This is a genomic window from Bacillus sp. 05T22, assembly GCF_056396765.1.
On sequence record NZ_JBFTMC010000049.1, the window covers coordinates 16,089 to 41,964 of the forward strand.

30 protein-coding genes and 1 pseudogene are annotated in these 25,876 nt (G+C 35.1%); 19 read left to right on the top strand and 12 right to left on the bottom strand.

The window, feature by feature from the left end; translation table 11 throughout:
• The first annotated feature begins 4 nt into the window (after positions 1 to 4).
• From kdpB to kdpDN, 3 genes are all read left to right on the top strand, one after another.
• Positions 5 to 2,095 carry a potassium-transporting ATPase subunit KdpB gene (gene kdpB / locus AC1DIT_RS15615; RefSeq protein ID WP_476998275.1) on the top strand — a complete coding sequence of 697 codons (2,091 nt, stop codon included), beginning with the start codon at positions 5 to 7 and terminating at the stop codon, positions 2,093 to 2,095.
• 18 nt (positions 2,096 to 2,113) lie between these two features.
• The gene (kdpC, locus tag AC1DIT_RS15620; RefSeq protein WP_016113186.1) at positions 2,114 to 2,695 is read left to right on the top strand and encodes a K(+)-transporting ATPase subunit C; all 582 of its coding nucleotides are present in this window, start codon (positions 2,114 to 2,116) and stop codon (positions 2,693 to 2,695) included.
• 65 nt (positions 2,696 to 2,760) lie between these two features.
• Positions 2,761 to 3,906, top strand: a complete 1,146-nt coding sequence (kdpDN, locus tag AC1DIT_RS15625) for a KdpD-like non-kinase potassium sensor (protein ID WP_016113187.1) — start codon at positions 2,761 to 2,763, stop codon at positions 3,904 to 3,906.
• A gap of 75 nt (positions 3,907 to 3,981) precedes the next feature.
• On the opposite strand, the gene AC1DIT_RS15630 is transcribed toward kdpDN, so the two are convergent.
• On the bottom strand, positions 3,982 to 5,190 hold the full coding sequence (locus AC1DIT_RS15630; protein WP_016113188.1) for an MFS transporter: 1,209 nt from the start codon (positions 5,188 to 5,190) through the stop codon (positions 3,982 to 3,984).
• 159 nt (positions 5,191 to 5,349) lie between these two features.
• On the opposite strand from AC1DIT_RS15630, the gene AC1DIT_RS15635 reads away from it, so the two are divergent.
• From AC1DIT_RS15635 to AC1DIT_RS15645, 3 genes are all read left to right on the top strand, one after another.
• A complete protein-coding gene (locus tag AC1DIT_RS15635; protein WP_016113189.1) occupies positions 5,350 to 5,811 on the top strand; it encodes a MarR family transcriptional regulator in 462 nt (153 codons plus the stop codon).
• Between the two features lie 128 nt (positions 5,812 to 5,939).
• Positions 5,940 to 6,794, top strand: a complete 855-nt coding sequence (locus AC1DIT_RS15640; RefSeq protein WP_016113190.1) for a patatin-like phospholipase family protein — start codon at positions 5,940 to 5,942, stop codon at positions 6,792 to 6,794.
• A 114-nt stretch (positions 6,795 to 6,908) separates the two neighbouring features.
• Positions 6,909 to 7,112: a hypothetical protein gene (locus tag AC1DIT_RS15645; protein ID WP_016113191.1), complete on the top strand. Its 204-nt coding sequence runs from the start codon at positions 6,909 to 6,911 to the stop codon at positions 7,110 to 7,112.
• Positions 7,113 to 7,155: 43 nt separating this feature from the next.
• Here the strand turns inward: AC1DIT_RS15645 and AC1DIT_RS15650 are convergent, their stop codons facing one another.
• Positions 7,156 to 8,457 carry an NCS2 family permease gene (locus tag AC1DIT_RS15650; RefSeq protein WP_476998276.1) on the bottom strand — a complete coding sequence of 434 codons (1,302 nt, stop codon included), beginning with the start codon at positions 8,455 to 8,457 and terminating at the stop codon, positions 7,156 to 7,158.
• A gap of 232 nt (positions 8,458 to 8,689) precedes the next feature.
• On the opposite strand from AC1DIT_RS15650, the gene AC1DIT_RS15655 reads away from it, so the two are divergent.
• The 3 genes from AC1DIT_RS15655 to AC1DIT_RS15665 all read left to right on the top strand — a co-directional run bounded on the left by AC1DIT_RS15655 (position 8,690) and on the right by AC1DIT_RS15665 (position 10,962).
• Positions 8,690 to 9,556 carry an SDR family oxidoreductase gene (locus AC1DIT_RS15655; RefSeq protein ID WP_077295519.1) on the top strand — a complete coding sequence of 289 codons (867 nt, stop codon included), beginning with the start codon at positions 8,690 to 8,692 and terminating at the stop codon, positions 9,554 to 9,556.
• A gap of 98 nt (positions 9,557 to 9,654) precedes the next feature.
• Positions 9,655 to 10,416: a L,D-transpeptidase gene (locus tag AC1DIT_RS15660; protein WP_016113194.1), complete on the top strand. Its 762-nt coding sequence runs from the start codon at positions 9,655 to 9,657 to the stop codon at positions 10,414 to 10,416.
• A gap of 273 nt (positions 10,417 to 10,689) precedes the next feature.
• Positions 10,690 to 10,962 (top strand): hypothetical protein, encoded by a 273-nt coding sequence (locus AC1DIT_RS15665; RefSeq protein WP_016113195.1) that lies wholly within the window; start codon positions 10,690 to 10,692, stop codon positions 10,960 to 10,962.
• Positions 10,963 to 11,152: 190 nt separating this feature from the next.
• Here the strand turns inward: AC1DIT_RS15665 and AC1DIT_RS15670 are convergent, their stop codons facing one another.
• The 8 genes and pseudogenes from AC1DIT_RS15670 to AC1DIT_RS15705 form a co-directional block, all read right to left on the bottom strand.
• Positions 11,153 to 11,368 (bottom strand): DUF1540 domain-containing protein, encoded by a 216-nt coding sequence (locus AC1DIT_RS15670; RefSeq protein ID WP_016132545.1) that lies wholly within the window; start codon positions 11,366 to 11,368, stop codon positions 11,153 to 11,155.
• Between the two features lie 72 nt (positions 11,369 to 11,440).
• Positions 11,441 to 11,860, bottom strand: coding sequence for a thioredoxin family protein (locus AC1DIT_RS15675; protein ID WP_016113197.1), 420 nt, complete (start codon positions 11,858 to 11,860; stop codon positions 11,441 to 11,443).
• A 12-nt stretch (positions 11,861 to 11,872) separates the two neighbouring features.
• On the bottom strand, positions 11,873 to 12,292 hold the full coding sequence (locus AC1DIT_RS15680) for a disulfide formation protein C (RefSeq protein WP_016113198.1): 420 nt from the start codon (positions 12,290 to 12,292) through the stop codon (positions 11,873 to 11,875).
• A 142-nt stretch (positions 12,293 to 12,434) separates the two neighbouring features.
• Complete coding sequence (locus tag AC1DIT_RS15685; RefSeq protein ID WP_016131196.1) at positions 12,435 to 13,316, bottom strand: LCP family protein; 882 nt, start codon at positions 13,314 to 13,316, stop codon at positions 12,435 to 12,437.
• Between the two features lie 97 nt (positions 13,317 to 13,413).
• Positions 13,414 to 13,662, bottom strand: a complete 249-nt coding sequence (locus AC1DIT_RS15690; RefSeq protein WP_016113200.1) for a YhdB family protein — start codon at positions 13,660 to 13,662, stop codon at positions 13,414 to 13,416.
• 121 nt (positions 13,663 to 13,783) lie between these two features.
• On the bottom strand, positions 13,784 to 14,281 hold the full coding sequence (locus AC1DIT_RS15695) for a PCYCGC motif-containing (lipo)protein (protein WP_016113201.1): 498 nt from the start codon (positions 14,279 to 14,281) through the stop codon (positions 13,784 to 13,786).
• Positions 14,282 to 14,339: 58 nt separating this feature from the next.
• Positions 14,340 to 14,750, bottom strand: a pseudogene (locus tag AC1DIT_RS15700) (GerAB/ArcD/ProY family transporter); the annotation flags it as partial.
• A gap of 159 nt (positions 14,751 to 14,909) precedes the next feature.
• Positions 14,910 to 15,506: a hypothetical protein gene (locus tag AC1DIT_RS15705; protein WP_016113202.1), complete on the bottom strand. Its 597-nt coding sequence runs from the start codon at positions 15,504 to 15,506 to the stop codon at positions 14,910 to 14,912.
• A 250-nt stretch (positions 15,507 to 15,756) separates the two neighbouring features.
• Between AC1DIT_RS15705 and AC1DIT_RS15710 the strand changes: the two genes are divergently transcribed.
• The 10 genes from AC1DIT_RS15710 to AC1DIT_RS15755 all read left to right on the top strand — a co-directional run bounded on the left by AC1DIT_RS15710 (position 15,757) and on the right by AC1DIT_RS15755 (position 24,089).
• Positions 15,757 to 16,317, top strand: coding sequence for a nitroreductase family protein (locus tag AC1DIT_RS15710; RefSeq protein WP_016113203.1), 561 nt, complete (start codon positions 15,757 to 15,759; stop codon positions 16,315 to 16,317).
• A gap of 336 nt (positions 16,318 to 16,653) precedes the next feature.
• Entirely contained in the window at positions 16,654 to 18,072 is a 1,419-nt protein-coding gene (gene spoVR, locus AC1DIT_RS15715) for a stage V sporulation protein SpoVR (protein WP_016113204.1), read from the top strand.
• Positions 18,073 to 18,276: 204 nt separating this feature from the next.
• The gene (cdr, locus tag AC1DIT_RS15720) at positions 18,277 to 19,944 is read left to right on the top strand and encodes a CoA-disulfide reductase (RefSeq protein WP_016113205.1); all 1,668 of its coding nucleotides are present in this window, start codon (positions 18,277 to 18,279) and stop codon (positions 19,942 to 19,944) included.
• A gap of 176 nt (positions 19,945 to 20,120) precedes the next feature.
• On the top strand, positions 20,121 to 20,384 hold the full coding sequence (locus tag AC1DIT_RS15725) for a metal-sensitive transcriptional regulator (RefSeq protein WP_003195373.1): 264 nt from the start codon (positions 20,121 to 20,123) through the stop codon (positions 20,382 to 20,384).
• Positions 20,385 to 20,560: 176 nt separating this feature from the next.
• Positions 20,561 to 21,691: an MBL fold metallo-hydrolase gene (locus AC1DIT_RS15730; protein ID WP_016113206.1), complete on the top strand. Its 1,131-nt coding sequence runs from the start codon at positions 20,561 to 20,563 to the stop codon at positions 21,689 to 21,691.
• A 34-nt stretch (positions 21,692 to 21,725) separates the two neighbouring features.
• Positions 21,726 to 21,953 carry a sulfurtransferase TusA family protein gene (locus tag AC1DIT_RS15735; protein WP_016113207.1) on the top strand — a complete coding sequence of 76 codons (228 nt, stop codon included), beginning with the start codon at positions 21,726 to 21,728 and terminating at the stop codon, positions 21,951 to 21,953.
• Between the two features lie 60 nt (positions 21,954 to 22,013).
• Positions 22,014 to 22,382, top strand: coding sequence for a rhodanese-like domain-containing protein (locus AC1DIT_RS15740; protein WP_016113208.1), 369 nt, complete (start codon positions 22,014 to 22,016; stop codon positions 22,380 to 22,382).
• A gap of 14 nt (positions 22,383 to 22,396) precedes the next feature.
• Positions 22,397 to 22,693, top strand: coding sequence for a rhodanese-like domain-containing protein (locus AC1DIT_RS15745; protein ID WP_006093617.1), 297 nt, complete (start codon positions 22,397 to 22,399; stop codon positions 22,691 to 22,693).
• Positions 22,694 to 22,784: 91 nt separating this feature from the next.
• Complete coding sequence (locus AC1DIT_RS15750; RefSeq protein ID WP_016113209.1) at positions 22,785 to 23,264, top strand: DsrE/DsrF/DrsH-like family protein; 480 nt, start codon at positions 22,785 to 22,787, stop codon at positions 23,262 to 23,264.
• A gap of 45 nt (positions 23,265 to 23,309) precedes the next feature.
• Entirely contained in the window at positions 23,310 to 24,089 is a 780-nt protein-coding gene (locus AC1DIT_RS15755) for a sulfite exporter TauE/SafE family protein (RefSeq protein ID WP_016113210.1), read from the top strand.
• Between the two features lie 115 nt (positions 24,090 to 24,204).
• Here AC1DIT_RS15755 and AC1DIT_RS15760 read toward each other — a convergent pair whose 3' ends face one another.
• Both AC1DIT_RS15760 and AC1DIT_RS15765 read right to left on the bottom strand, forming a co-directional pair.
• A complete protein-coding gene (locus AC1DIT_RS15760; RefSeq protein ID WP_016113211.1) occupies positions 24,205 to 24,645 on the bottom strand; it encodes a hypothetical protein in 441 nt (146 codons plus the stop codon).
• Positions 24,646 to 24,805: 160 nt separating this feature from the next.
• A partial coding sequence (locus AC1DIT_RS15765; protein ID WP_476998277.1) for an LCP family protein occupies positions 24,806 to 25,876 on the bottom strand: 1,071 nt, incomplete at its 5' end.

Below are 25,876 nucleotides of genomic sequence, written 5' to 3' on the forward strand. Positions count from 1 at the left end.
AATGATGAGACCTGTAGTGGTAAAAGAAAAACAAGCGAATCAATCACGGGTACATGTTGTAGAAGATGAGGTTAGACAAGCGAAAACGATGGATCGTGATATTGTTACACATGCAATGAAACAATCAGTTGCGAAGCTGAATCCGAAAGTAATGGTGAAAAACCCAATTATGTTCGTAGTGGAAATTGGATTTATTATTACTTTGATTTTATCATTCCTTCCCAATGAATCTAGTAGTATACCAGGTTGGTTTAATATAACAGTTTCTCTCATTCTATTATTTACAGTGTTATTTGCGAATTTTGCAGAAGCATTAGCTGAAGGGCGTGGGAAAGCGCAAGCAGATTCTTTGAAACAATCGAAGAAAGATGTATTTGCAAATGTCATAAAAGAGAATGGGAAAATCGTTCAAGTTTCAGCGACTGAGCTGAGAAAAGGTGACATTGTAATTGTAAAGCAAGGGGAAATGATTCCAAGTGATGGTGAAGTCATTAAAGGTTTGGCATCGGTGGATGAATCAGCAATAACAGGTGAATCTGCTCCTGTTATTAAAGAAGCAGGTGGTGATTTTTGTTCGGTAACAGGCGGTACAATGGTTGTTAGTGATGAGATTACAATTTCGATTACAAGCAATCCAGGTGAGTCATTTATAGATAAAATGATCTCTTTAGTAGAAGGGGCTGCTCGTCAAAAAACACCGAATGAGATAGCTTTGAATACAGTACTGACAAGTTTAACTCTTATTTTCTTAATTGTAGTTGTAACACTACCAATTTTCACAAATTATTTAGGGTTTAAGATTGATACAGCCGTACTTGTTGCACTTCTTGTTTGCTTAATTCCAACAACAATTGGAGGATTATTATCCGCGATTGGGATTGCCGGAATGGACCGTGTTACGAAATTTAATGTATTAGCAATGTCAGGTAAAGCTGTAGAGGCTGCGGGTGATATTAATACAATTATTTTAGATAAAACRGGTACTATTACTTTTGGAAACCGGATGGCACATACATTACTTCCTGTAGGAAACGAAACAATTGAACAATTAGCAAAATGGGCTGCATTAGGATCAGTTTTAGATGAAACACCAGAAGGTCGTTCTGTAATTGAATATGTAAAATCAAAAGCTTTATCATATAACAGTGAGCTTGCTGAGCAAGGAGAGTTTGTTCCGTTTAAAGCAGAAACAAGAATGAGTGGTGTAGACTTACTTGATGGTACAAAAGTAAGAAAAGGTGCAGTTGGTGCTGTTATTGAGTGGGTACAAGYGCAAGGTGGTACGATTCCAAAAGATGTGAATCAAAAGGCAGATTTAATTTCAAAAGAAGGTGGGACACCACTTGTAGTTGCAGTGGATGATCGTATTTATGGCTTAATCTATTTAAAGGATACTGTAAAACCTGGTATGCGCGAACGTTTTGAACAACTTCGCCAAATGGGAATCAAAACGGTCATGTGTACAGGTGATAACCCATTAACAGCAGCAACAATTGCGAAAGAAGCAGGTGTAGATGAATTTGTTGCAGAATGTAAGCCAGAAGATAAAATTGCAGTTATTAAAACAGAACAAGATAAAGGAAAACTTGTGGCAATGACTGGCGATGGTACGAATGACGCACCAGCGTTAGCGCAAGCGGATGTTGGATTAGCGATGAATAGTGGAACAACAGCTGCGAAAGAAGCGGCTAATATGATTGATCTAGATTCCAATCCAACAAAAATTATTGAGGTTGTAGGTATTGGTAAACAGCTGCTAATGACGCGTGGTGCATTAACAACGTTCAGTATCGCGAATGATATAGCAAAATACTTTGCGATTATTCCAGCGATGTTTACATTAGCAATTCCGCAAATGGAAGCACTGAACATAATGAAATTAACTTCGCCACTTTCAGCTATTTTATCAGCATTAATATTTAATGCGATTATCATTCCATTACTCATTCCATTAGCAATGAAGGGGATTGCGTATAAACCGATGAGTTCCAATGCATTGCTTGGTCGCAACTTATTAATTTACGGACTTGGAGGAGTCATTGTTCCTTTCATTGGGATTAAGGTAATTGATCTAATTGTAGGATTGTTCATATAAGGAAGAGGGGAAAAGAAAATGGCTAAAAAACAAAATATACTTTCACCGGTCATTCGTGTTACCTTTACATTTCTTGTTCTTTGTGGGCTTTTATACCCGCTGCTTGTAACTGGAATTGCGCAAGCAGTGATGAAGGATAATGCGGATGGAAGTCTTATATATAATGAAAAAAATGAAGTGATTGGCTCAAAGTTAATCGGTCAAAACTTTACAGACCCACGTTATTTTCATGGACGCGTCTCTAGTATAGAATATAAAGCAGAAGCGTCAGGATCAAATAACTATGCACCATCTAATCCTGATTTAGTAAAACGTGTAGAAGAAAGTGTAGCAAATTGGAAGGATAAAAATCCGACTGTTTCAGTTACGGAAGTACCGATGGATTTAGTGACGAATTCAGGTTCTGGATTAGATCCTGATATTAGTCCAAAGGCAGCTTACGTACAAGTTGATCGCATCTCGAAATTAACGAATATTCCGAAAGAAAAAATAAATCAAATGATTAAGTCTCAAACAGAAGGTGCTGCACTAGGATTATTTGGAGAGGATCGTGTGAACGTTTTGAAATTAAATCTGGAATTACAGAAAATAATGAAATAGTATTGTTGCTACCTCAATCCAATCGATTGAGGTAGCGTTGTTTACTAGGAAAGGTTGTGCGCGTAATGTATGCAGATGATTATAAACCGACGTTTCAAAGACGAACGCCGGAAGAATATTTAGAATATATACGCCAGCAAAATCGCGGGAAATTAAAGCTGTATGTAGGTGCTGCTCCAGGAGTAGGGAAAAGTTATAAAATGTTGTTTGATGCGCAAGAAATGAAAAAAGAGAATATTGATATTGTAATAGGTTTAATTGAAACGCATGGAAGAAAAGAAACAGAAGAAGCAATTGCTGATTTAGAAAGAATACCGTTAAAAGAAATAAACTATAAAGGAAAAGTATTTTATGAGCTCGATGTAGAGGGGATTATAAAGCGAGCACCGCAAGTAGTTGTTGTGGATGAATTGGCACATAGTAATATACCTGGATTAAAACATAAAAAACGTTATATGGATGTAGAAGAATTATTGGACGCTGGGATATCAGTATTATCAGCGTTTAATATTCAACACTTAGAAAGCGTTCATGATATTGTGGAACAAATCACGAATGTAAAAGTACGAGAGCGTATTCCTGATTTTATTTTACAAAAAGCAAATGAAATTCAACTTGTTGATGTAACCCCTGAAGTTTTGAGGAAACGATTGACAGATGGAAAGATATATAAAGAAGGAAAAATTCAGCAAAGCTTACAAAATTTTTTTACGGTTAATAATTTAGGAGCTTTACGAGAGTTATCACTTCGTGAAGTTGCCGACGATATGGACGAGAAGATTAGTCAGTCAGTGACAGAACCAATAGGTGTAAAAGAAAAAATTCTCGTTTGTGTGCAATATAGTTCAACAGCAGAGAAATTAATACGGCGTGGTTGGCGTATGGCAGATCGATTAAACGCTGAATTGTATGTATTAAATGTTGAAAGAGAAAATATAGAATTAATATCGGCAAGCAAAAGGCAAACAATTGAGGAGTGGCAATCGTTAACCAATCAATTTCATGCTACTTTCGTATTGGAAGAAGCGAAAGGAAGAAAGCCAGCTGATGTCATTATTGAAGTGGCAAAACGATTACAGGTCACCCAAATTTTACTTGGTCAATCAGCAAGAACAAGATGGGAAGAAATTCGAAAAGGATCCATTGTAAATGAAATTATGAGGCAGACGAAGCATATTGATATTCATATTGTGGCAGATCAGAGAGTATAAAAAAGAGAATGTCCAAATGCAGTAAAATAGCTGTTTTCGGACATTCTCTTTTTTGTTTGTAATATACATAAATGTTTATTTAGCTTTTTGAATTCTAGCTTTTCTTACAGGATGAGAAGTTAGCTTTTTCATAGAATATAAGACCACAATCAGAAAAACAATTGCCTCTACAAAGAAAATCCAAAAGTAATTTTGATTAAAGAGTAGAAAACTGCCTACGATTGGTCCTGTACCCATTCCGATATAACGGATAAAGTTGTAGATACCAATGGCAGTTGCTCGTTCGCTTACAAATTCTTCTGTTAGTAGAGTTGTATGGGTTGGAATTGATAGTCCCATGCTAAAACCGTATAGGGATGTTGCAATGATAAGGATTGGGATATTTATATGATATGTGAAAGAAAATAGAATAACGCATGTGATATTGAGAAAACTGGTGAGAAGTAAAGCTTGTTTTGTTGTAAGTAATGTTTGTAAAAACTTGTAGCAATAACTTCCTAGCATAATACATAGAGACATTGGTACAAACATAAGCCCAATTTTACTTGTGTTGAAATGAACTAAATTGGCTAATATTGCTGGTAAAAAAACAAGAAAACAAAAATAAATGCAGAACTGCATAAATCCAATGATCGCAATAGCAGAACCAGTTCTGTGTTTTAAGATACTCCAATAATTATTAGTTGTTGTAGCTTTTTTAGGAATAACCGGTTTTGTTTCTGGTAGCCATGCAATATTTACAATTAATAGGGCTATGCCAATCGTAGATAAGAATAGAAAAATAGATACGTGACCATTTATATTTCCAAGATAGCCGCCTATGAGAGGGCCTACAGCAGGAGCAATGGAAAGTAGCATTTGATAAAGACTCATGGCTTTCCCTCGTTCTTTTCCTTCGAATAAGTCCCCAATAATAGTAGCCGCTACAACAGGTATCGCAGCTATCCCTGATGCTTGAATTGCTCTGAAAATAAGAAATAAATAAATGTTTGTTGTAAAAGCACAACCAATTGCACCGATTGTACCTATGAATAGACTGGGAAGAAGAATATATTTGCGTCCTTTTGTATCAATTAATGGTCCATAAACAAGCTGCATAATTGCAAGAACAAAAGTAAAAATAGAGACAGTTAAATTCACAAGATAAAGAGAGGTGTGAAAAGAATCTTGAATCATTGGTAAGAGGGGCGTGTAAATGTTTTGAGCAAAGGAACCTAATAGAGCGCTAATACAAACGATATACAAAATAGATTTTAATTTTGATGAAGATAATGAGTGATTCATCAGAAAACCTCCTTATTTTAGTTTCCTTGGAAACTAAAATAATTTTAACATTATTTTCTTACTTGTAAAGATAAAAATGAATTTAATTTTTATTTTGAAATGGTATATAATTAAATTGTTTCTGTGGAAACTTATGAAGTATCATGGAGGGGATTCGACTTGGACCGTACAGTAAGGCAAATAGAAATACTTTCGGATATTCGTACACTTTTTCATAAACAAGAAGAGCATATGAAAGGAAATGATGAGCGTTTTCTTCGTGAGACAGGGGTAAGTGGCATGTCTTTATCAGAATTACATGTGATCCAATGCATAGGAAAAAAAGGATTAATGAATGTAACAGCTATTACTGAAGAGATGGGGATGACAAAGGGAGCAATTTCTAAAATTTGTACAAAATTGTTTAATAAACAATTTGTTGAAAAGATGAGAATGTTAGATAATCAAAAGGAAATATTTTTTCGTTTAACAGACAACGGAAATGAAATTTACATGGCGCATGAGAAATTGCATCAACAAGCTGAAGAGAAGTGGTTGTTACTTTTAAATCAGTATACAGAAGAGGAATTATCATTGATTCAAAGGTTTGTAAAGGATGTAGGATCCCATTTAGAGAAGTAGAAGAATAATTTTTCGTTCGCACCAAGCCTTCTGAATATGGTTTTTGTGAAGACTCTTATATAATAGAAAGAGATATTTAACAAGATGAATAATTAAAGAGTCTATGTATATAAAGAGGAGAGAAAACAATGCTTGAAAATACGGGTTTAGTATTAGAAGGCGGCGGTATGCGCGGTGTATATACGGGTGGAATACTAGAATACTTTATGGAGCAGGATTTATATTTTCCCTATATTATTGGTGTTTCAGCAGGAGCATGTCATGCGGCTTCATATATTTCAAGACAAAGAAATCGAAATAAAACAGTAAATATTGATTATGCAACACATCCGAGGTATTTATCTTACAAAAATTTATGGAAAAAACGTCAGTTATTTGATATGGACTTTATTTTTCGTGAAATTCCAGAACAGCACGTGCCATTTGATTTTGACACATACTTTAATAGTGCAGAGCGTTTTCTAGTAGGAACGACAGATTGTGAAACCGGTGAACCAATGTATTTTGAAAAAGAAGGAACAAATGAAGATGCATTGACTTTATTACAAGCTTCTAGCTCATTGCCATTTATCGCACCAGTTGTAAATTATCGTGGTAAACAATTATTGGATGGCGGAATTTCGGATCCAATCCCAGTTCGTAAAGCACAGCAAGATGGTTATGAGAAATCGATTGTTATTTTAACGAGAAACCATGGATATGCGAAGAAAAAATCAAAATTTGGATGGATTGCAGCAAAAGCTTATAAAAAATATCCTAATCTTGTCAATACGATGCTTTCTCGTTATGAAGTATACAATGAGACACTTCATTATATTGAAAAAGAAGAGTTAGCTGGAAATCTATTTGTCATTCGTCCAGAAGTACCACTTCAAGTGGATCGAATGGAAAAAGATCCACAAAAGCTGCAAAATTTATATGAACAAGGCTATAAAGATGCAGCAAGACAATTTGCGGATTTACAGGTGTTTTTACAAAGGTAATGGATGGAAAAACCTCTTTCAGGGGTTTTTGTTCTTGTAATAGACTGAATATAAAATCTATTAAGAGCTAATTGTGGTATAATTTGGGTAAAAGTGTATAGAGGAATGATACATATGGAAAATGTATATAAGGGACTTAGACGTATGGGATATACGGCAATGTTTATTTTTGGTGGAGTATTTCTATTACGCTTTCTGATTCATGATGAACTTTTATTAGATCAACTAATTGGTTTTAGCGCAGGAATGGTGATGTTTATTTCTTCATTTTTGATTCAAAAGTATAGTAAAGAATTGCAAATGAATAAGGAATATTAGAAAAAGCCTTGGTTCACAGAATTTGTGAGCCAAGGCTTTTTTATTAGTGCGGTAAGAAAACTAATTGATAAGCAAACAAAATACCAAATACATATACAAGTGGATGCACAGCACGGAATTGTCCTTTTGCCATTTTCATAAGTGGATACGAAATGAATCCAAGTGCAATACCTGTTGMGATRCTTGATGTAAGYGGCATGCTTAAGATTACTAAGAATGCTGGGAATGCTTCGTCGAATGTATCCCAATCAATGTGGCGTACAGCGCCCATCATTAGGCTACCAACAATAATTAATGATGGAGATGTAATTGCTGAAACACCAGAAACAGCACCTACTAGAGGACCAAAGAATGCAGCAACGGCAAACAATGCAGCTACTGTAACTGTTGTTAAACCAGTACGTCCACCGGCTGCAACACCCGCAGATGATTCAATATATGCTGTTGATGGTGTTGTTCCGAACATAGCCCCGATTGTTGCTGAGAAAGAATCAGATAGAAGAGCTCGTCCCGATTTTGGAAGTTTACCATCTTTTATAAATCCACCTTGCTGAGCAACACCAAGTAGTGTACCTGTTGTATCGAATAGTGTAACAAGGAAGAGTGAGAATACAACGCCGTATAATCCGTAATGAATCACATCAGAAACAGCAGTAATTGGATTTGAAACAATAATTCCTTCTGGTAATCCAGGCATTGATGTAATACCGTTTGGAAATGTTAATTGACCTGTGAAATAAGCGATAATTCCTGTTAAGAGCATTCCGATGAATAATGCGCCGTTTACATTTAAGGACATAAGAATCAGAGTAATTCCAAGTCCAGCTAACGCTAGTAGTACAGGAGGCGAATGAAGATCTCCAAGCCCAACTAAGTTAGACGGATGTTTTGTTACAATGCCCGTCAGACGTAAACCGATAAAAGCAATAAATAAGCCAATACCAGCAGTAATTGCATGTTTTAAGTTTTCAGGAATTGCTTCCATTAATTTTGTACGGAAAGATGTAAATGATAACAAAATTAAAATCATACCTGCTACAAATACAGCAGAGAATGCAATTGCAAAGGTCATTCCTTCATGCGCTTTTACAACAGAGTAAGAGAAATAAGCGTTAAGTCCCATACCCGGCGCGATTGCAATTGGTAAATTTGTAAAGATTGCCATAAATAATGTTCCAACAACAGCGGCAATAATTGTCGCTGTAAATGCTTGTTCAAATGGAACACCTGCATCCCCAAGGATGATAGGGTTTACGACAATGATATATGCCATTGTTAAGAAGGTAATAATACCTGCCATAATTTCAGTTTTAATAGAAGTTTTATGTTTTGAAAGGTTAAACATATAAACATCCTTTCTGTTTACGAATGATTGCCACAACAGTTATATATAATATTCGCTTTTTGGTTCTATTGCAAGAGTTTCGCACAAAAAAGTTTATAACAATTTCTATTTTATGTCTTAATTTCGAATATTAATCACAGAACAGCTCCTACGTTTCGGCTTTTAATGTATAAGTACTTTTTATAAATGTGTACATCATAAGAAAGAGAAATGAGAAGGAGCTGAAATGTGTATGCCTGAGCAAAAAAAGTTTTTAACGTTACCACCACAACATCAAAATAGACAACCGGGGATTGAATCGATGATGAATCCTCTCCCAGAGTACGAAGATCCTAATTATCGCGGTAGTGAAAAATTAAAAGGGAAAAATGTGCTTATTACAGGAGGGGATAGTGGAATTGGAAGAGCGATATCAATTGCGTTCGCAAAAGAGGGAGCCAATATTGCGATTGCGTATTTAGATGAACTTGAAGATGCGAACGAGACGAAAAGACTTGTGGAAAAGCAAGGTGTGAAATGCATATTACTCCCAGGTGATTTAAGTAGTGAACAACATTGTCAGCACATCGTAAAGGAAGCAGTTTCAAAGCTAGGTGGTTTAAATGTTCTTGTGAATAATGTTGCGCAGCAATACCCGCAGCAAAGTTTAGAATACATTACAGCGCAGCAACTTGAAAAAACATTTCGCATTAACATTTTTTCTTATTTTCACGTTACAAAAGCTGCGCTCGCACATTTAAAGCAGGGAGATACAATCATAAATACAGCTTCGATCGTTGCGTATGAAGGAAACGAGCAACTCATTGATTATTCTGCAACAAAAGGAGCGATTGTTGCTTTTACACGTTCACTTGCAAAATCACTAGTTCAAAAAGGAATTCGTGTAAATGGTGTTGCGCCAGGCCCGATTTGGACACCGCTTATTCCAGCGAGTTTTGATAAGAAGAAGGTATCGGAATTTGGAAGTAATGTACCGATGAAAAGACCAGGGCAGCCGTATGAATTAGCACCTGCTTATGTATATTTAGCTTCAGGCGATTCCACATATGTTTCCGGACAAATCATTCACGTAAATGGTGGTGTAATTGTGAATGGATAAGTTAAATCTGAAGAATCTTTGTGTTTTTGTTCATAAGAATTGAGTGCATAGTAAAAGCTAATGGTACCATCGTAGATGATGGTACTGGGGGGATATGAATGAAGAAGATATGTTTGATGGTGATATTCTTTTTCTGTCTACCAATCAGCACTTTTGCTAGTGCAGATCATTTAATACTTATTAACCTTACTACAAATCAATTATCTTTTTTTGAAAATGGAAAATATGTAAGGACGTTTCCTGTTACAACTGGAAAGCGTAACACACCAACCCCTGAAGGCACATTTTGTATCATTAATAAATATAAAAATAAAGAATATCACCGTAAAAATATTCCGGGTGGTGCACCGAATAATCCACTTGGAACAAGATGGATCGGTTTAAATGAAAAAGAATATGCAATTCATGGTACAAATCGAGAAGGGACGATTGGAAGAAGAGAATCAAACGGTTGCATTCGCATGCATGATCGAGATATACAATGGCTATATGACCGAGTATCGTTACGGACAAAAGTAATTATTTCTCAGTTTTATACATCTCCAGAATATGCAGCGCATAAGCTTGGATATCGTGTTACAAGTTGGAATGGACGTATAGTAGAAGAAGAGCAAATTGGAATGTTAACACTTGTGGATCGTATGAATATATATTGGCAAGAACCAAATGGTCAATTTACGAAAGTAAAAACAGTATTGCCGAATGAACGATATGCTGTTTATTCTCGAGGGAAAAATGGAAGTTATTATATAGGTAATAATTTGTATATTATGGATGAAACAGGCGGGAAAATTCGTTATGAGCAAGTGCCTTATTCCATTTTAAGTAATATATATAAGAGGAAATATAATATACAGTAAAGCTATCGTAAATAGGCGATAGCTTATTTGTTATATAAATAAAAAGCGAAAGACCTTTCTTTTTGGATGTGAGAGAGGATCAGTCCGTGGATAGAAGCGGTCAGAGCCTTTTTTGGCCCCATGCCATGTTAAAACAAAGAGAGGAAATGAGTGGAGGTCACCTTTTACTCTTCATAGCAGCGAATTTATATAGCAAAGTGTAATTAGTTGGTCCAATCGCAACTATTCTGTTCTTGTGAATATAATACAGTACAGATTGGGGGCGGGCGTGTTATGAGAAAAGGGAATAGCCAATTTGCATTTAAAATCTTTTTGTTAACGAATTGCTTATTTATTATTTATTTGTATGTTTCATTTATGTTTAATCTGTATATTCCCTATATTGATTTATTACTTTTCGTTGGTTTTATTTGGTCCTTTGTTGAAGCGAGAGAAGGGGAAGATGGAATCTATCGCAGGATAACATTGTTTGGAACAGTTTTTATATTGATTGTGTATATGACGATAATGCATGATGCATGGAAATATGGGGTTGTTATAATGTAGAAGCATACCTTTAGCTGTATGTTTCTACATCTTTAAGTGTTAGGAGAGAAACGATTGCTCGCGATTGGTACAAGTTACCGCACTTATTTTATTTGTAAAAGAAACAAAATGGCTTTGCTTCTTAAACATTGTATTTGTACATAGTATAAAAGAAAAATCCCCACCTCAAAAGGAGGTGGAGATTTGCTTGTTAATATTTCGGTCTAAATGTTTGGCAGCATGTTTCAACGCTTGTTGTCGCAGAGCTTTCAAGTGTTTCACCCGTTAAAGCTGCATTTGTATAAGAATCATCGCCTGGTTGATTCGCGTTTTGGTCATCAGGCTGAACAAAGATTGCATTTGCTTGACAAAAGTTCCCTTGTCCCCAAAATAAACAATTGGAAACAGAGCAGCGTACCTCTGGCATAAAACCCCCTCCTTATACATTAGTGTGGGATTTTACACAGCTTTCATGTATAGAAGGAGTTTCCTTTTCTTATTATTTTTTGTTTTCTTTAAACCATTTTTCAAAAGCATCTTTTGATTGCTCACCTTTAATACGATTTACTTCTTTTCCATCTTTGAAATGAATAATTGTTGGTGTTCCTTCAATTTTATAATCATCCCAAGTTGGGTTATCGTTGAAAATATCAATGACTTTCATATCAATGTTCATGTCTTTAGCCATTGGTACAACAATAGGTGAGACTTTTTCACAGTAGTGACAACCTGTTTGATAGAAGTAAATGGTTTGTTCTTTCTTTTCCTCGTTATTTTTACGAATATCAGAAGAAGAGATTTTATTTGTATAGTAATTTTTTTCTTGTTTCGTTGTATTTTTGTTTTCCATCTGTACTACAGCAAAAATCGCTGCAAATAAGACGATAATAATACCACCAAAGATAAGCATTTTTTTCATTATGTCATCTCCTTATTTATTTTTAATTACAATCAAGCTGCAAATCGCGATCGTGATAAATCCGATAAGTGCCAAAAATGGGATTGTGACAAATCCGAACCAGTTTATATATTCCCCCGTACAAGGCACACGTCCACAAGCTGCTCCTGCTGCTGAGAATGCAGAAACTTTTTGAATGGCATAATGATATAACGAAATACAGGCACCAATACTTGCAATTGGTAAAGAATATGTAGCAATGTGGTAGTCTTTTTTTATAACTGCAATACCAAGCCATAAAACAAATGGGTACATAAAAATGCGTTGATACCAACAAAGTACACAAGGCTCAAACTTCATGATCTCAGAAAAATATAAGCTTCCAAGTGTAGCAATAAAAGAAGCTCCCCAAGCAGTAAACAATGCATATTCTTGTTTTGTCTCACGTTTCATGTTTTTTACCTCTCTTATAATAGTTACATACTAAATTATAGTATGAAAAGGACAAGAAAATAAAGAGAAAATATTTTTATCAAGGAAAGTTTTATAAGGGGGAAACTTGGAAATAAAAAAACAAGGTCCATGAACCTTGTTTTTACGGTCGGTTTACAGCTTTTGTGACATTGAAGAAGTTTTGAATGGCTTCTTTATTTGCTTCTGGATTTATTTTTAATACGGAACCAGCGTGTTTGGTAAGAGCAGATTCATATTCGTTATCAATTGGAATTCGCATCGTTTCCATTTTATCAATGGGCTGAGATAAAATACTATTTCCAAGTGTAAATAGCGTTGACATATCTAAATTTGTTTTTATATATGGAGAGAGTTCATGTGCCATTATTGGTAAATTTAGTACCCCATCTATAGAGTGAACTTTATCAGTAAGGGTTTGTTTCAATGCCCGGAGTACTTCTTGTTGTCGTTTCACACGGCCAAAGTCACTTTCAGTATCATGGCGAAAACGCGCGTATTTCAGTAAATCTTTCCCGTGAAGAGGTTGTATCCCTGGCTTTACATGTAGTCCCATATCATCGATTATTGTTTGTGTAACATTCACTTCAATTCCTTCAGGTGCAATGGTATCCACAATTTTAACAAATGCTTCAAAATCAATCGTAATGTAATGAGAAACATCGATTCCAAAATTATGTTGAATCGTCTTTCGTAATAATTCAGGGCCGCCATAGTAGTAGGCAGCGTTGATTTTATTATATTTTTTATCGTAAGAAGGAATTTCTACATAACTATCCCGCATAATTGAAGCAAGCTTTGCTGTATTCTCTTTTTTATTGTACTGGGCAATCATAATTGTATCAGCACGAGCTTGTTGCTCACCTCGTGAATCGCTGCCGATAAGTAGGATGTTCCATATGTCTTTCTCTTGTTTTATCCCTTGAAACGAATGAGGATTATTCGTTTTTTCACAACCGATAAGCAGTATCATCATGCAGAGAAATAAGTATAAAGATTTATGCAAATCATCACGTCCGTCCACTATTGATATGTGTATTATGAACAGATATATGGAAAAATATTCAAAAAGCGCTATTCTCAAAGGGAGAATAGCGCTTCATTTACATTTGTACTTGGTCTATTTCTTCTATATGCGACTTTTGTGAAGCATGGTCGATATATTGGAATAGAAGTTGAAGTTGTTTATCTACTTCTGGTAGTTCTTTTCCATATTTGTAAGCATGTAAAAAATGCTCGATTCGTTTAGAAAGTAATTGATCATCAGTTTGCACCATTAAAACAAGCAACTTGTCCCAATTACAACAATACGTGTAATAGAGAGCTTTATCGTAGTCGTTATATGTCTGCATTGTGTACCCTCCTTACTGAGGAGTTACATATAGTGTACGTCAATCGAGAAGAAAAACACTTGAAAGAATTTGCTAAGGGAAATGTTACGTAAAAAGTAAAAAACGAGGAAATTCCTCGTTTTTACGCTTTTGGCATTGGGGTAGGCGTTGGTTTTGCGTAGCCTTCTTTATATTTATTATCAATGTAGTTTCGAATTTCAAGAGTCGATTTTCCTTTTTGATGCATAGATGCAGATTCGACCGCAATTTCTAAACAGTTTACACAGGTCGTTGCGTGAGAATCCCAAACAACTTCTCCATTTTTCTTAATTTCACGAATAAAACAGTTTTTATTGTTTTTATGTCCCACACTTTCTCCGCATCCACAGTAACAAGGTATCCAATTTAATAATTCGGCATTTTTTCCTGCAACTGTATAGATTTCTTTCATTTGTGGGTCTAGTTTGTCCAGAAACGTTGGTAGCGTGTCGATTCCTTTTGTTGTTTCTTGGATATCACCTTGCTGAGAATGAGAAGCGTGTTCTTCTTTCGGTTCAGATGATTGTTTCTTTTCTGCTGCACCACATCCAGAAAGCACGAGACTGCTTATTACAAGTAGAGAGAATAGATATTTTTTCATCTGCATATCCCCTTTGCCTTTGTATTAGTAAAATTGTACCAAACTCGCTAGTGATTTCCTATGGTGAAGTTTTATTTTGTTTATTTTTCAACCGCCAGCGAATGGAATGCCATAGAAAAAGGAGAGGGATATAGACATATACAATATACAGACCAGCCCGAGATAGGAGCGTGTTCAATGTATTAATATGTTCTCTGTTTATAATAAATAAAGACGCTATATACACAACGAAAATGAAAAAAGGCAATGTAAACTTAAACGGAATATGGAACGATCGTTTCATGGATTGGCAAGAAGACCAAATCTTTACACAAAGATTAGGTAAAATGATGAGAAACCAAACAAAAATAATGATGTACTCAAATCGTTGAATGAAAGAAACTTTAATAATTTTAAGCATTGTTAAGGTTGCCCAAATTGTACGCTGCAAAAGTCCTTCACTAAAGTACATGAAAGAAATGAGTGCTAAGATATGGAATGCTCTCGTTAGTTTTTTTGGGAAGAACAAATTTTATACAGGAAACACAAAAAAGCTGTTCAAAAGTTAGACAATGTTTGTCTTTTGAACAGCTTTTTTTAATATTTGTATATAAAAGGAAGAGTGATAAATACTTCTTCCTTTTTATGTTTAATTTGTCTTTTTTTCTTTCACAGACTGTATTAATTTCATCATTTCAGCTCTTATATCTTCTTTTTTCACATTTAATTTTTCTGCGATTTGTTTAATATGCATGCCATCTTTTTTCATTTTTAATACGTCATTGAATGGTGTATTGCTTTTTTGTGCAATGATGGTTAAAACTGTAAGGTGATGCAAACGAATATTATTATCTTTCATTATTTTCTTCATTTGTTCTGGTGTGGAGTTTTGCATTTCGGCTACTTTTTGCAGCAATGCTTGCTTCATTTCTTTACTCATATGATGTTTATGCAGTTTCTTTGGATCCACGCCAAAATGCTTTGCTGTTTCTTTCCAAGATTTATTTTGTTTATAGTACGATAAAACATCTTTAATATCTTTTTTGCTAATCTTTGCAATGTGTGCTGCTTTCCAAATTTCATGTTTTTTATAACCTTGTTTTTCTAAAGATTGTAGTTGTTCATCTGAGATTGGTTTGTGATGATGCGCTGTGAATTCTTTTTGAGAGGCAGCAGAAGCAGGGAAGACTACTATTCCGCATAAAAGTCCTGTTGCTAAAATGCTTGCTATTACTTTTTTGTACATACATATATTCCTCCTAATTGAATAAAATGGGAAACTTTATCTATAGAGTTTCCCAAAGTTGTGGAGAAGTTGTGAAGAACTTGTGAACATTACAAGTTTTTTTCCATAATTCACGAGAAATTATTTTCTTAGTTTTACAACATAAAACATTGATTAATGGTAGAAAACTGAGTTATAATCGAAATTGAAAATCAATATCAATATCAGTAATAAACTTATACATATAGATGAGGATAAGGGAGAGAAACATATGACTACATATACTTCCATTGCAAATATCATTAAAGAAAGACGCTCCATTCGTACATTTACAGATAAAACAGTAGAAAAAGAATTATTAATTGAACTATTAAATGATGCAACGTGGGCACCAAACCATCAGCATCGTGAGCCATGGAAATGTAAATTATTTATTGGAGAAGGCCGTCAAAAATTAGTAGATGCTGTATTAAATTCTTTTACAGAAGAAGACAGAGCAAAACGAGGTAAAGTTTTATCCGATCGTTTTCTAAGTACACCAGCTCAAATCGTTGTGTATATGGATGAAGATCCACGTCAAATCCAGCGCGACGAAGACTACGCAGCAGTATGTGCATTTATACAAAACTTTCAGTTACTCGCTTGGGAGCGCGGACTAGGATGTGTTTGGAAATCAGGCGGATTGAATTATAATCCTTTATTTATAGATGGAATTGGATTAACAAAAGGACAACGCATTGTTGGAATCCTTCATATTGGTTATTTCGATAAGAAGCCAGAAGGAAAAGAGCGCACGCCGATTATGGAGAGGCTTGAAGTTATTGAGGGGTAATAGATAAAGGTGGAAAGCTGGATGCAAATGATGTGAAATTTGTATCCGGCTTTTTTGTGCTTTTCTAGTACTTTTTTATATTGCAGTAATTGATGAGTATGTAAGCAAACACTTGCTAAACCATCGTAAAAGGTACAAGTATTGTCAAAAATATATGCCAGGGGATTACCCTTATAATATGTGCCAACGCTGTTATGAAGAGCAGTATCTGTCATATGATTATGAAGAGGACTACTGGTTAAAGTAAAGGGTAGAGTATCTATTTTTCATCATTTCTCATGAAAGCTCGTTTCCCCTCATACACTTTCTTAAGGGAAAGTGTAAGGAGGGAAAATAATGAGAACTAGTGATGATAAAGCACTACAATATGCAATCGCTGAAATTACTGAAATTGCAACAGGGTTTGGACTTGATTTTTATCCGATGCGCTATGAAGTGTGCCCAGCGGAAATTATTTATACATTTGGTGCGTATGGCATGCCGACGCGGTTTTCACATTGGAGTTTTGGGAAACAATTCTTCAAAATGAAGCTACATTATGATTTGGGACTTAGTAAAATATATGAGCTTGTCATCAACTCTGACCCATGTTATGCATTTTTACTCGATACAAATGCATTGATTCAAAATAAGTTGATTGTAGCACACGTATTAGCACACTGCGATTTCTTTAAAAATAATATCCGCTTCTCAAATACAAAGCGCGATATGGTTGAAAGTATGGCAGCGACGGCAGAACGAATTAAAGCATATGAACATAAATATGGAAAAGAAGAGGTAGAAACGTTTTTAGATGCTGTTTTGGCCATTCAAGAACATATTGATCCATCGCTTATGCGGCCGAAGCTAGCTTGGAGCATAGATGACTTAGAAGAGGAAGAAGTAGAAAAGAAACGAGTTTCACAGTATGATGATTTGTGGAATTTAGATGATAGAAATAAAAAACGAGAACGACCAAATATGCGGAAGAAAAAGAAAATCCCGCCGCAGCCAGAGAAAGATTTGCTGCTCTTTATTGAAGAATATAGTAGGGAACTAGATGAATGGCAACGTGATATTTTAACGATGATGCGAGAAGAAATGTTATATTTCTGGCCGCAACTAGAAACAAAAATCATGAACGAAGGCTGGGCTTCGTACTGGCATCAACGTATACTCCGGGAAATGGACTTAACATCTTCTGAAGCAATCGAATTTGCGAAGCTTAACGCGGGTGTAGTTCAACCATCAAAAACAAGTATTAATCCATACTACCTTGGCATTAAAATGTTCGAAGATATTGAAGAACGTTATAATAATCCAACTGAAGAAATGAAACGTCGTGGTGTAAAACCTGGATCAGGCCGTGACAAAATCTTTGAAGTACGGGAAATTGAATGGGACGTATCCTTCTTAAGGAATTACTTAAATAAAGAATTGGTTATGAGAGAAGATATGTACTTATTCCAGCGCCAAGGAAAAGAGTATAAGGTAATTGATAAAGAGTGGGAACATGTTCGTGATCAGCTTGTTAATATGAGAACAAATGGAGGTTTCCCGTATTTAGTAGTAGAAGATGGTGACTACTTAAAGAATGGGGAACTGTATATTAAACATAGTTACGAAGGAATCGAGCTAGATTTAAAATACTTAGAAAAAGTATTGCCATACATTCATCAGTTATGGGGAAGAACGGTGCATATGGAATCTAATGTTGAGAATAAAGGTGTTGTCTTCTCATATGATGGGAAGATGGTACATCGGAAGTATGTGTGAAGCCGCTGAAACCAGTGGCTTTTTTCATACCAAGTTTGTTTCAATTTTGTGAACAAGCATAAAGTTTGAGCTTTATATATTGTCATTATATTTTTTTGTGTTTATTATATACCTATACGGGTATATGTAATTTACCATCCGGTATATTTATATGTAGTAAGTAAAAAGAAGAAAAGTAAAAATAATCGTGGAGGTTATGAAAAGATGAGCAAAAAAATTGTTGTAGTTGGTGGAGTTGCGGGAGGAGCATCAGTGGCAGCACGTCTTCGTCGTTTAAGTGAAGAGGATGAAATTATTATGTTTGAGCGAGGCGAATATATTTCGTTTGCAAACTGTGGGTTACCATATTACATTGGTGGTGTGATTCAAGAGAGACAGAAGTTGTTAGTGCAAACTGTTGAAAAGATGTCAAAGCGATTTCATTTAGATATTCGTGTTTTAAGTGAAGTGATAAAAATTAATAAAGAAGAAAAAACAATTATTGTGAAAAATGTAATGACAAATGAAACATACGAAGAGTCTTATGATATTTTAATTCTTTCACCAGGATCTAAGCCAATTGTACCGCCTATTCCAGGAATTGAAACAGCAAAAGCGTTGTTTACATTACGAAATGTACCAGATACAGATCGTATTAAAGGGTATATTGATGAGCAGAAACCACGTCATGCTACTGTCATCGGGGGAGGATTTATTGGTGTTGAAATGGCAGAAAACTTGAGAGAAAAAGGAATTGATGTGACGCTTGTTGAGATGGCAAATCAAGTAATGCCGCCAATTGATTATGAAATGGCAGCATATGTACACGAACATATGAAAAAGCATGGTGTTCAGCTCATTTTGGAAGATGGAGTAGATGTTTTTGAAGAAGGCGGAGCAGTCGTACGCTTAAAAAGTGGTTCGAAAATCAATACTGATATGGTAATTCTGTCTATCGGTGTCCAGCCAGAGAGTAGCTTGGCAAAAGAAGCAGGACTAGAACTTGGAGTACGCGGGACAATTAAAGTAAATGAAAAACTACAAACGTCTGATTCATCTATTTATGCCATTGGTGATGCGATTGAAGTAAAAGATTTTGTAACAGAAACAGAGACAATGATTCCGTTAGCATGGCCAGCAAATCGACAAGGTCGTCTATTAGCGGATATCATTCATGGGCATACAGAGTCTGTATACAAAGGGACGATGGGAACATCAATTGCAAAAGTATTTGAATTAACGGTTGCTTCAACAGGAGTAAATGAAAAGGTATTGCAGCGTTTAAATATACCCTATGAGGTAGTGCATGTACAGGCGAATTCTCATGCGGGTTATTACCCAAATGCATATCCAATTTTATTAAAATTGCTTTTTAATAAAGAATCAGGAGAAATCTATGGTGCACAAGCTGTTGGGCGTGACGGTGTAGATAAACGAATTGATGTAATTGCGACGGCAATGAAAGCTAAGCTAAAGGTAATGGATTTACCAGATTTAGAATTAGCATACGCACCGCCGTATTCTTCTGCAAAAGACCCAGTAAACATGGTGGGGTATGCTGCAAGTAATATGATTGAAGGGCTTGTAGATACAGTGCAGTGGCATGAAATTAATCATATTGCCCCAAAAGGTGGATATTTAATGGATGTTCGTGAACCGAATGAATTGAAACAAGGGATGATTAAGGGATCAGTTAATATTCCATTAGATGAATTACGTGAAAGATTGGATGAAATTCCAGTAAATGAAGAAATATATATTACATGCCAGCTAGGTATGAGAGGCTATGTTGCTGCACGTATGTTAATGGAAAAAGGATATAAGGTGAAGAATGTAGATGGTGGTTTTAAATTGTATGCAACTGCTTTGCCAGACCGGATTGTATATAAATAGGTTTAAAGTAAAGCCCTATTGATTATGATAAGGCGAAATGAAAATAGGGCTTTACAAAATACCCTAAAGGGTATATGATGAGGTTGTAAATTCAAATAAGAATTTTATTACAATCTGGTGCAGTAGACATTTTTTTAGATAAAGCATGTTTATTAAAGTATTGAGGTGATAGTACGTTGGAATATAATCAAGATATTAAAAATAGGTTAAAGCGAATTGAAGGACAAATTCGCGGTGTACTTCGAATGATTGAAGAAGAAAAAGATTGTAAAGAGGTTATTACACAATTAACAGCATCACGCTCTGCTATGGATCGCACAATTGGATTAATTGTAGGAACGAACTTGGAAAACTGTTTGCGAGAACAATTTGAAAAAGGCGATACATCAAATGAAGATTTAATTAAAGAGGCTGTACAACTGCTTGTAAAAAGCAGATAATCTGTCAAACGAATGTGTTGACAGATTTTAAAAAACATTTTAATATACCCGTACAGGTATATGTATATTGAGCGCTACAATAGTAAGCTAATACAGAAAAAGAATAAGAAAAAATTTGAGTAGGGCAGTTAACTTTTAATTTTTTTAACAAAATTTATACCATAGGGGGTAAGGTAGTGGATGCTATAGGATTRCAAGCGAAAGATGTTGCTGAGAAAGTTTTATTTGAAGAATTATTTATTTTAGATGTTCGTAATGAAGCGGATTATATGGATTGGAGAATGGAAGGGAAACAAGTTTTTTCCATTAATAAACCATACTTTGATTTGTTAGAAGGCGTAGAAAGCATCTTGGAAGAGTTGCCAAAGGAAAAAGATATTCTTGTTGTATGTGCGAAAGAAGGATCTTCCAAGTTTGTTGCTGAGCAACTTATAGAGGCTGGTTTGAAAAATGTTTATTATTTAGCTGGTGGTATGAAAGCTTGGAGTGAATATGTGAAGCCGATTAAAGTAGGGGATTTAAAAGATGGTGGCAGCGTGTATCAATTTAACCGTCTTGGAAAAGGATGTTTGTCCTATATGGTTATTTCAAATGGGGAAGCTGTAGTCATTGATTCTATGCGAACAATTGAAGCATATGAGGAGTTTGCAAAAGAACAAGGTGCTATGATTACAAACGTTATGGATACACATTTACATGCCGATCATATTTCTGGTGGTCGTAAGTTAGCAGAAAAGGTGAAAGGTACGTATTGGTTGCCACCAAAAGATGCTGAGGAAGTTGTCTTTTCTTATGAATCCCTTGTAGAAGGAACAGTAATTACAGTAGGAGAGACGAAAATTGATATTGAGGCAATCTATTCACCAGGACATACAATTGGAAGTACATCATTCATTGTAGACGATGCTTACCTTCTATCAGGTGATATTTTATTCGTAGATTCCATTGGACGCCCAGACCTTGCAGGTAAGGCGGAAGACTGGGTAAGTGATTTACGTAACACTTTATATACACGTTATAAAACATTATCTCAAGATTTAATTGTTTTACCAGCACATTATTCGAAAGTAAGTGAGATGAATGAGCAAGGGCGGGTTCGTGCAAAACTGAAAGATCTATTTAAACGAAATGCAGGATTAAATATTGAAGATGAGTTGGAGTTTCGAAAAACAGTTACAGAAAATCTACCGCCCCAGCCGAATGCATATCAAGATATTCGTCAAACGAATATGGGGAAAATCAATCCAAGTGTAGAAGAAGAGCGCGAAATGGAAATTGGTCCAAATCGCTGTGCGGTACATGATTAAGTATAAATTAAAAAATATTTTGGAGGTATAGAATATGAACGTAAAACAAGTATTAGATGTAAAAGGATTAGCATGTCCAATGCCAATCGTAAGAACGAAAAAAGCTATGGAAGCTTTACAATCTGGAGAAGTGCTAGAGGTTCACTTAACAGATAAAGGCGCGATAAAGGATATTCCAGCGTGGTCAAAAACAGGTGGACACGAAGTATTGCAAAATATGGAGGAAAATGGTGTGCTGAAGTTCTGGATTAAAAAGGCGTAAAACAAAAAGGTCTGCTCTACGGATACGAATTGTATAGAGAAAGATTGGAGGAGATGGTGTATGAGTGCAAATGTAGTATTCAATATTGTTTTAACTATACTTGTTGCTTGGTTTATCATTTCTCGCTTTTTACCGGTTAAGGGAGTTAAAAATATAAACGGGAAAGAACTAAAGACGGAGATGAATAAAAAAAACAAACAATTTATTGATGTTCGTACACCCGGTGAATTTAGAGGGAATCATATTCAAGGGTTTCAGAATATCCCATTAAATGAGTTAGCACAAAAAGCGAGTCATTTAGATAAAAACAAAGAAGTAATTGTAATTTGTCAAAGTGGAATGAGAAGTAAACAAGCAACAAAAATGTTAAAAAAATTAGACTTTCAACATATTACGAATGTCTCAGGTGGTATGAATGCTTGGAATTAAGGAGGAAATGAAAAATGAAAGAAATGACAGCAAAAGAATTAGAAAATAAATTGATGAATCATGAAGTATTACACGTTATTGATGTTCGTGAAGTGGAAGAGGTGATGGAAGGAAAAATTCCGGGAGCTATTCATATTCCACTTGGTCTGTTGGAATTTCGCATGCATGAATTAGATAAAAACAAAGAATATATTATGGTGTGTCGCTCTGGTGGGAGAAGTTCACGAGCTGTTCAGTTTTTAGAAAGCTATGGTTTTGGGGTTATAAATATGACTGGTGGTATGTTAGATTGGGAAGGTAAAATAGAATAATATGGAGTACGACGCAGAGTTCTTTTATAAATAAAGGATTTTGTATATTTCACAAAATACCCGTATGGGTATATCGAGGTAGGGAGTTAACATGGAGAAAAAGAAAAAAACAACGATTGTTTTGTTTAGTGGAGATTACGATAAGGTGATGGCAGCTTATATTATTGCCAATGGTGCAGCGGCGTATGATCAAGAGGTGACTATTTTCCATACGTTTTGGGGGTTAAATGCACTTCGAAAAGATGAATATGTAAAAGTAAAGAAAAACTTCTTAGAGAAAATGTTTGGAAAGATGATGCCTAGCGGTGCAAATAAGATGGGCTTATCTAAAATGAATTTTGCCGGTATGGGCCCTCAAATGATTAAGCATGTTATGAAAAAGCACAATGCTATGCCACTTCCAGATTTAATTGATATGGCAAAAGAGCAAGGTGTTAAGCTTGTAGCTTGTCAAATGACAGTTGATTTATTAGGGCTAAAAGAAGAAGAGATTATGAAAGATGTTGAATTCGCTGGTGTGGCAGCTTATTTAGCAGATGCTTCTGATGGAAATGTGAATCTATTTATTTAAAGGTAATTAAAGAATGCCTTCTTTTTAGAAGGGGGAAAAATAAAGATGAGCTTCAGTTTTATGATTGTAATCTTTCTTATTGGCTTTGTTGGTTCATTTATTTCAGGGATGGTTGGTATTGGCGGTGCCATTATTAATTATCCGATGATTTTATATATTCCGGTGCTATTAGGGTTTACTGGTTATACGGCACATGAAGTAAGTGGTATTACAGCTATTCAAGTGTTTTTCGCAACATTTGCAGGTATATGGGTTTATCGGAAAAGCGGTTATATAAATAAAACATTGGTATTATATATGGGAACGAGTATTTTAGTGGGAAGTTTTGTCGGGAGTCTAGGTTCAAGAGTATTAGATGCAGGGCAAGTTAATATTGTATATGCTATTTTAGCTACGATAGCAGCTATTATGATGTTTATTCCGAAAAAAAATCGCAGCGAGCTTCCTTTAGAAGAACTGACGTATAATAAAGGATTAGCTAGTATGTTAGCATTTATTGTCGGTGCTTCTTCTGGTATTGTTGGAGCAGGAGGGGCATTTATTCTTGTGCCCATTATGCTTGTCATTCTCAAACTTCCTACACATATGACAATTGCAACTTCATTAGCAATTACCTTTATTTCATCTATCGGTATTACGGCCGGAAAAGTAACTACAGGACAAGTAGTGGTACTGCCGTCTATAATGATTGCTATTGCAAGTTTAATCGCTTCACCACTTGGGGCAAGTGTAGGGAAGAGATTAAATCAAAAAGTATTGCAGTGGATATTAGCGATTTTGATTGTTTCAACATCTATTAAAATTTGGATGGATATCGCATTGTAATATGATTCGTTGGAAGGTTGTTATCTGATATTACAGAGTAGTATATAGATACTTTAAGAAGAAGGCTAGTATAGAAAGTATGAACGCCACTGATTCTCCAGTGGCGTTCAAGTTATTAAGCCCAAATAAGTTTCATTAATCTTTCATATTCATCATTTGCAGCTTTATATAATAGTCTAGTATGCTCAAATACAAGGGCAGGATTAAAGTATGGTTCTGTAAATACAAGGGAAGTTGAAATATCAATGGAGTCGCTGTTACTAATTGTGAATTTTGCGAATCTATATGCTGTATTTAGTTCGTTGATTACATGCAATATTTCGCTTTTCTTAGCTGAATCAGGAACTTGAGCGACATTGAAGCAATATATATCGACAGTAGGATGCTCGTTATGAAAGGCAGCGATAAGACGAACTTTTGCACCACTCTCTGTGTCTAAGTTCACTGAAAAAAATACAGAGCCATCATTCTCATCTATGTTTTCTTCCATATGTATTTCATTGGATTGTAGATAATCTTTAAAGTCTGAAACATTATGCTTTACTGCGGCTTTCATATGTTTGTGCCTCCTGTTAATTAGAATATAACTCTACCTTTTATTATAATTTAAAGATATTGAAATTGATAGTTAAAAAAGTTAGAATTTTTGTTGTTTTCAAAATTATATTAGGATGTATAAAAAACCCAGCTCTATCTCTATAGAGCTGGGTTTTTTATTAATTTTTATTCGATGTTGTCTCTGTGTCTTCATCGTTATTGTTATTTTTTTTGTTAGTAGAATTTTGACGATTATCGTTATCGTGATTTGTATCTTTTGTTTTCTCATTCGATGTTGTTTTGGTCTYTACGTTTTCATCGTTATTGTTACTTTTTTGGTTAGTAGAATTTTGACGATTATCGTTATCTTGTTTCGTATCTTTTGTTTTCTCAGAGCTTGTTTTTTTCTTGTTCTCTTTATCATCAGAATCAACTTTCTTATACTCAGGTAGTCCAAGATGAGTACGAAGTTGTTTTGTTAAATCTTCTAAATCTTTTTCTACTGGCATATAGTAATAAGTACGTTTGCCGTTAGGACGACCGCATGTATCATCACCGGCTTCCATATAACAATCTTCACCATTAATTTGTAATTTTTCAAGTGAAGAATCTGAACCGTATTTATAGAATGATAACATATCATCAAATGTTAAGTTTGTAACGAATTGTCCATTAATGTGATCAATAATATTTCCTACTTTTGTTACAGAATCAATGTTTGTTAGTTTTTTCAGAATGGCTTCGATAACAAGTTGTTGACGTTGACCACGCATTGCATCACTATCAATATGGCGTGTTCTAGCAAGAGCAAGAGCTTCTTCACCGTTTAATTTTTGAACGCCTTTTTTCAAGTGGATTGCACCTGCATTATCGTTACTATCTTGTTCAGTAAATTCAACAGGAACGTCTACTTCAATACCACCTAAATCATCCACAATTTTTATAAATGATTTAAAGTTGAATTTTACAAAGTAATCAACAGGAACGTGGAGTAAATCTTCTACCGCATCAATACTAGCTTGCGGGCCACCAGCTTTTCCATTTTTAGCCGAACCAAATGCATGTGCATGCGTAATTTTATCCATTTTCTTTTCTATTGGGATATAAGTATATGTGTCTCGTGGAATACTTAAAAGTTTTACAGTTTTACTATCTTTATTAAAAGTTGCAAGTAACATTGCATCTGTTCTTATAGCAGCACCGTATTCTTTGCCACGTACATCGCTTTCATCAACGCCCATGATTAATAC

Bases quoted from the DNA above. Each gene is read 5' to 3' on its own strand.
- kdpC (WP_016113186.1), top strand. From the start codon at position 2,114: ATGGCTAAAAAACAAAATATACTTTCACCGGTCATTCGTGTTACCTTT.
- kdpDN (WP_016113187.1), top strand. From the start codon at position 2,761: ATGTATGCAGATGATTATAAACCGACGTTTCAAAGACGAACGCCGGAA.
- AC1DIT_RS15630 (WP_016113188.1), bottom strand. From the start codon at position 5,190: ATGAATCACTCATTATCTTCATCAAAATTAAAATCTATTTTGTATATC.
- AC1DIT_RS15640 (WP_016113190.1), top strand. From the start codon at position 5,940: ATGCTTGAAAATACGGGTTTAGTATTAGAAGGCGGCGGTATGCGCGGT.
- AC1DIT_RS15645 (WP_016113191.1), top strand. From the start codon at position 6,909: ATGGAAAATGTATATAAGGGACTTAGACGTATGGGATATACGGCAATG.
- AC1DIT_RS15655 (WP_077295519.1), top strand. From the start codon at position 8,690: ATGCCTGAGCAAAAAAAGTTTTTAACGTTACCACCACAACATCAAAAT.
- AC1DIT_RS15660 (WP_016113194.1), top strand. From the start codon at position 9,655: ATGAAGAAGATATGTTTGATGGTGATATTCTTTTTCTGTCTACCAATC.
- AC1DIT_RS15665 (WP_016113195.1), top strand. From the start codon at position 10,690: ATGAGAAAAGGGAATAGCCAATTTGCATTTAAAATCTTTTTGTTAACG.
- AC1DIT_RS15670 (WP_016132545.1), bottom strand. From the start codon at position 11,368: ATGCCAGAGGTACGCTGCTCTGTTTCCAATTGTTTATTTTGGGGACAA.
- AC1DIT_RS15675 (WP_016113197.1), bottom strand. From the start codon at position 11,860: ATGAAAAAAATGCTTATCTTTGGTGGTATTATTATCGTCTTATTTGCA.
- AC1DIT_RS15680 (WP_016113198.1), bottom strand. From the start codon at position 12,292: ATGAAACGTGAGACAAAACAAGAATATGCATTGTTTACTGCTTGGGGA.
- AC1DIT_RS15690 (WP_016113200.1), bottom strand. From the start codon at position 13,662: ATGCAGACATATAACGACTACGATAAAGCTCTCTATTACACGTATTGT.
- AC1DIT_RS15695 (WP_016113201.1), bottom strand. From the start codon at position 14,281: ATGAAAAAATATCTATTCTCTCTACTTGTAATAAGCAGTCTCGTGCTT.
- AC1DIT_RS15705 (WP_016113202.1), bottom strand. From the start codon at position 15,506: ATGTACAAAAAAGTAATAGCAAGCATTTTAGCAACAGGACTTTTATGC.
- AC1DIT_RS15710 (WP_016113203.1), top strand. From the start codon at position 15,757: ATGACTACATATACTTCCATTGCAAATATCATTAAAGAAAGACGCTCC.
- spoVR (WP_016113204.1), top strand. From the start codon at position 16,654: ATGAGAACTAGTGATGATAAAGCACTACAATATGCAATCGCTGAAATT.
- cdr (WP_016113205.1), top strand. From the start codon at position 18,277: ATGAGCAAAAAAATTGTTGTAGTTGGTGGAGTTGCGGGAGGAGCATCA.
- AC1DIT_RS15735 (WP_016113207.1), top strand. From the start codon at position 21,726: ATGAACGTAAAACAAGTATTAGATGTAAAAGGATTAGCATGTCCAATG.
- AC1DIT_RS15740 (WP_016113208.1), top strand. From the start codon at position 22,014: ATGAGTGCAAATGTAGTATTCAATATTGTTTTAACTATACTTGTTGCT.
- AC1DIT_RS15745 (WP_006093617.1), top strand. From the start codon at position 22,397: ATGAAAGAAATGACAGCAAAAGAATTAGAAAATAAATTGATGAATCAT.
- AC1DIT_RS15750 (WP_016113209.1), top strand. From the start codon at position 22,785: ATGGAGAAAAAGAAAAAAACAACGATTGTTTTGTTTAGTGGAGATTAC.
- AC1DIT_RS15755 (WP_016113210.1), top strand. From the start codon at position 23,310: ATGAGCTTCAGTTTTATGATTGTAATCTTTCTTATTGGCTTTGTTGGT.
- AC1DIT_RS15760 (WP_016113211.1), bottom strand. From the start codon at position 24,645: ATGAAAGCCGCAGTAAAGCATAATGTTTCAGACTTTAAAGATTATCTA.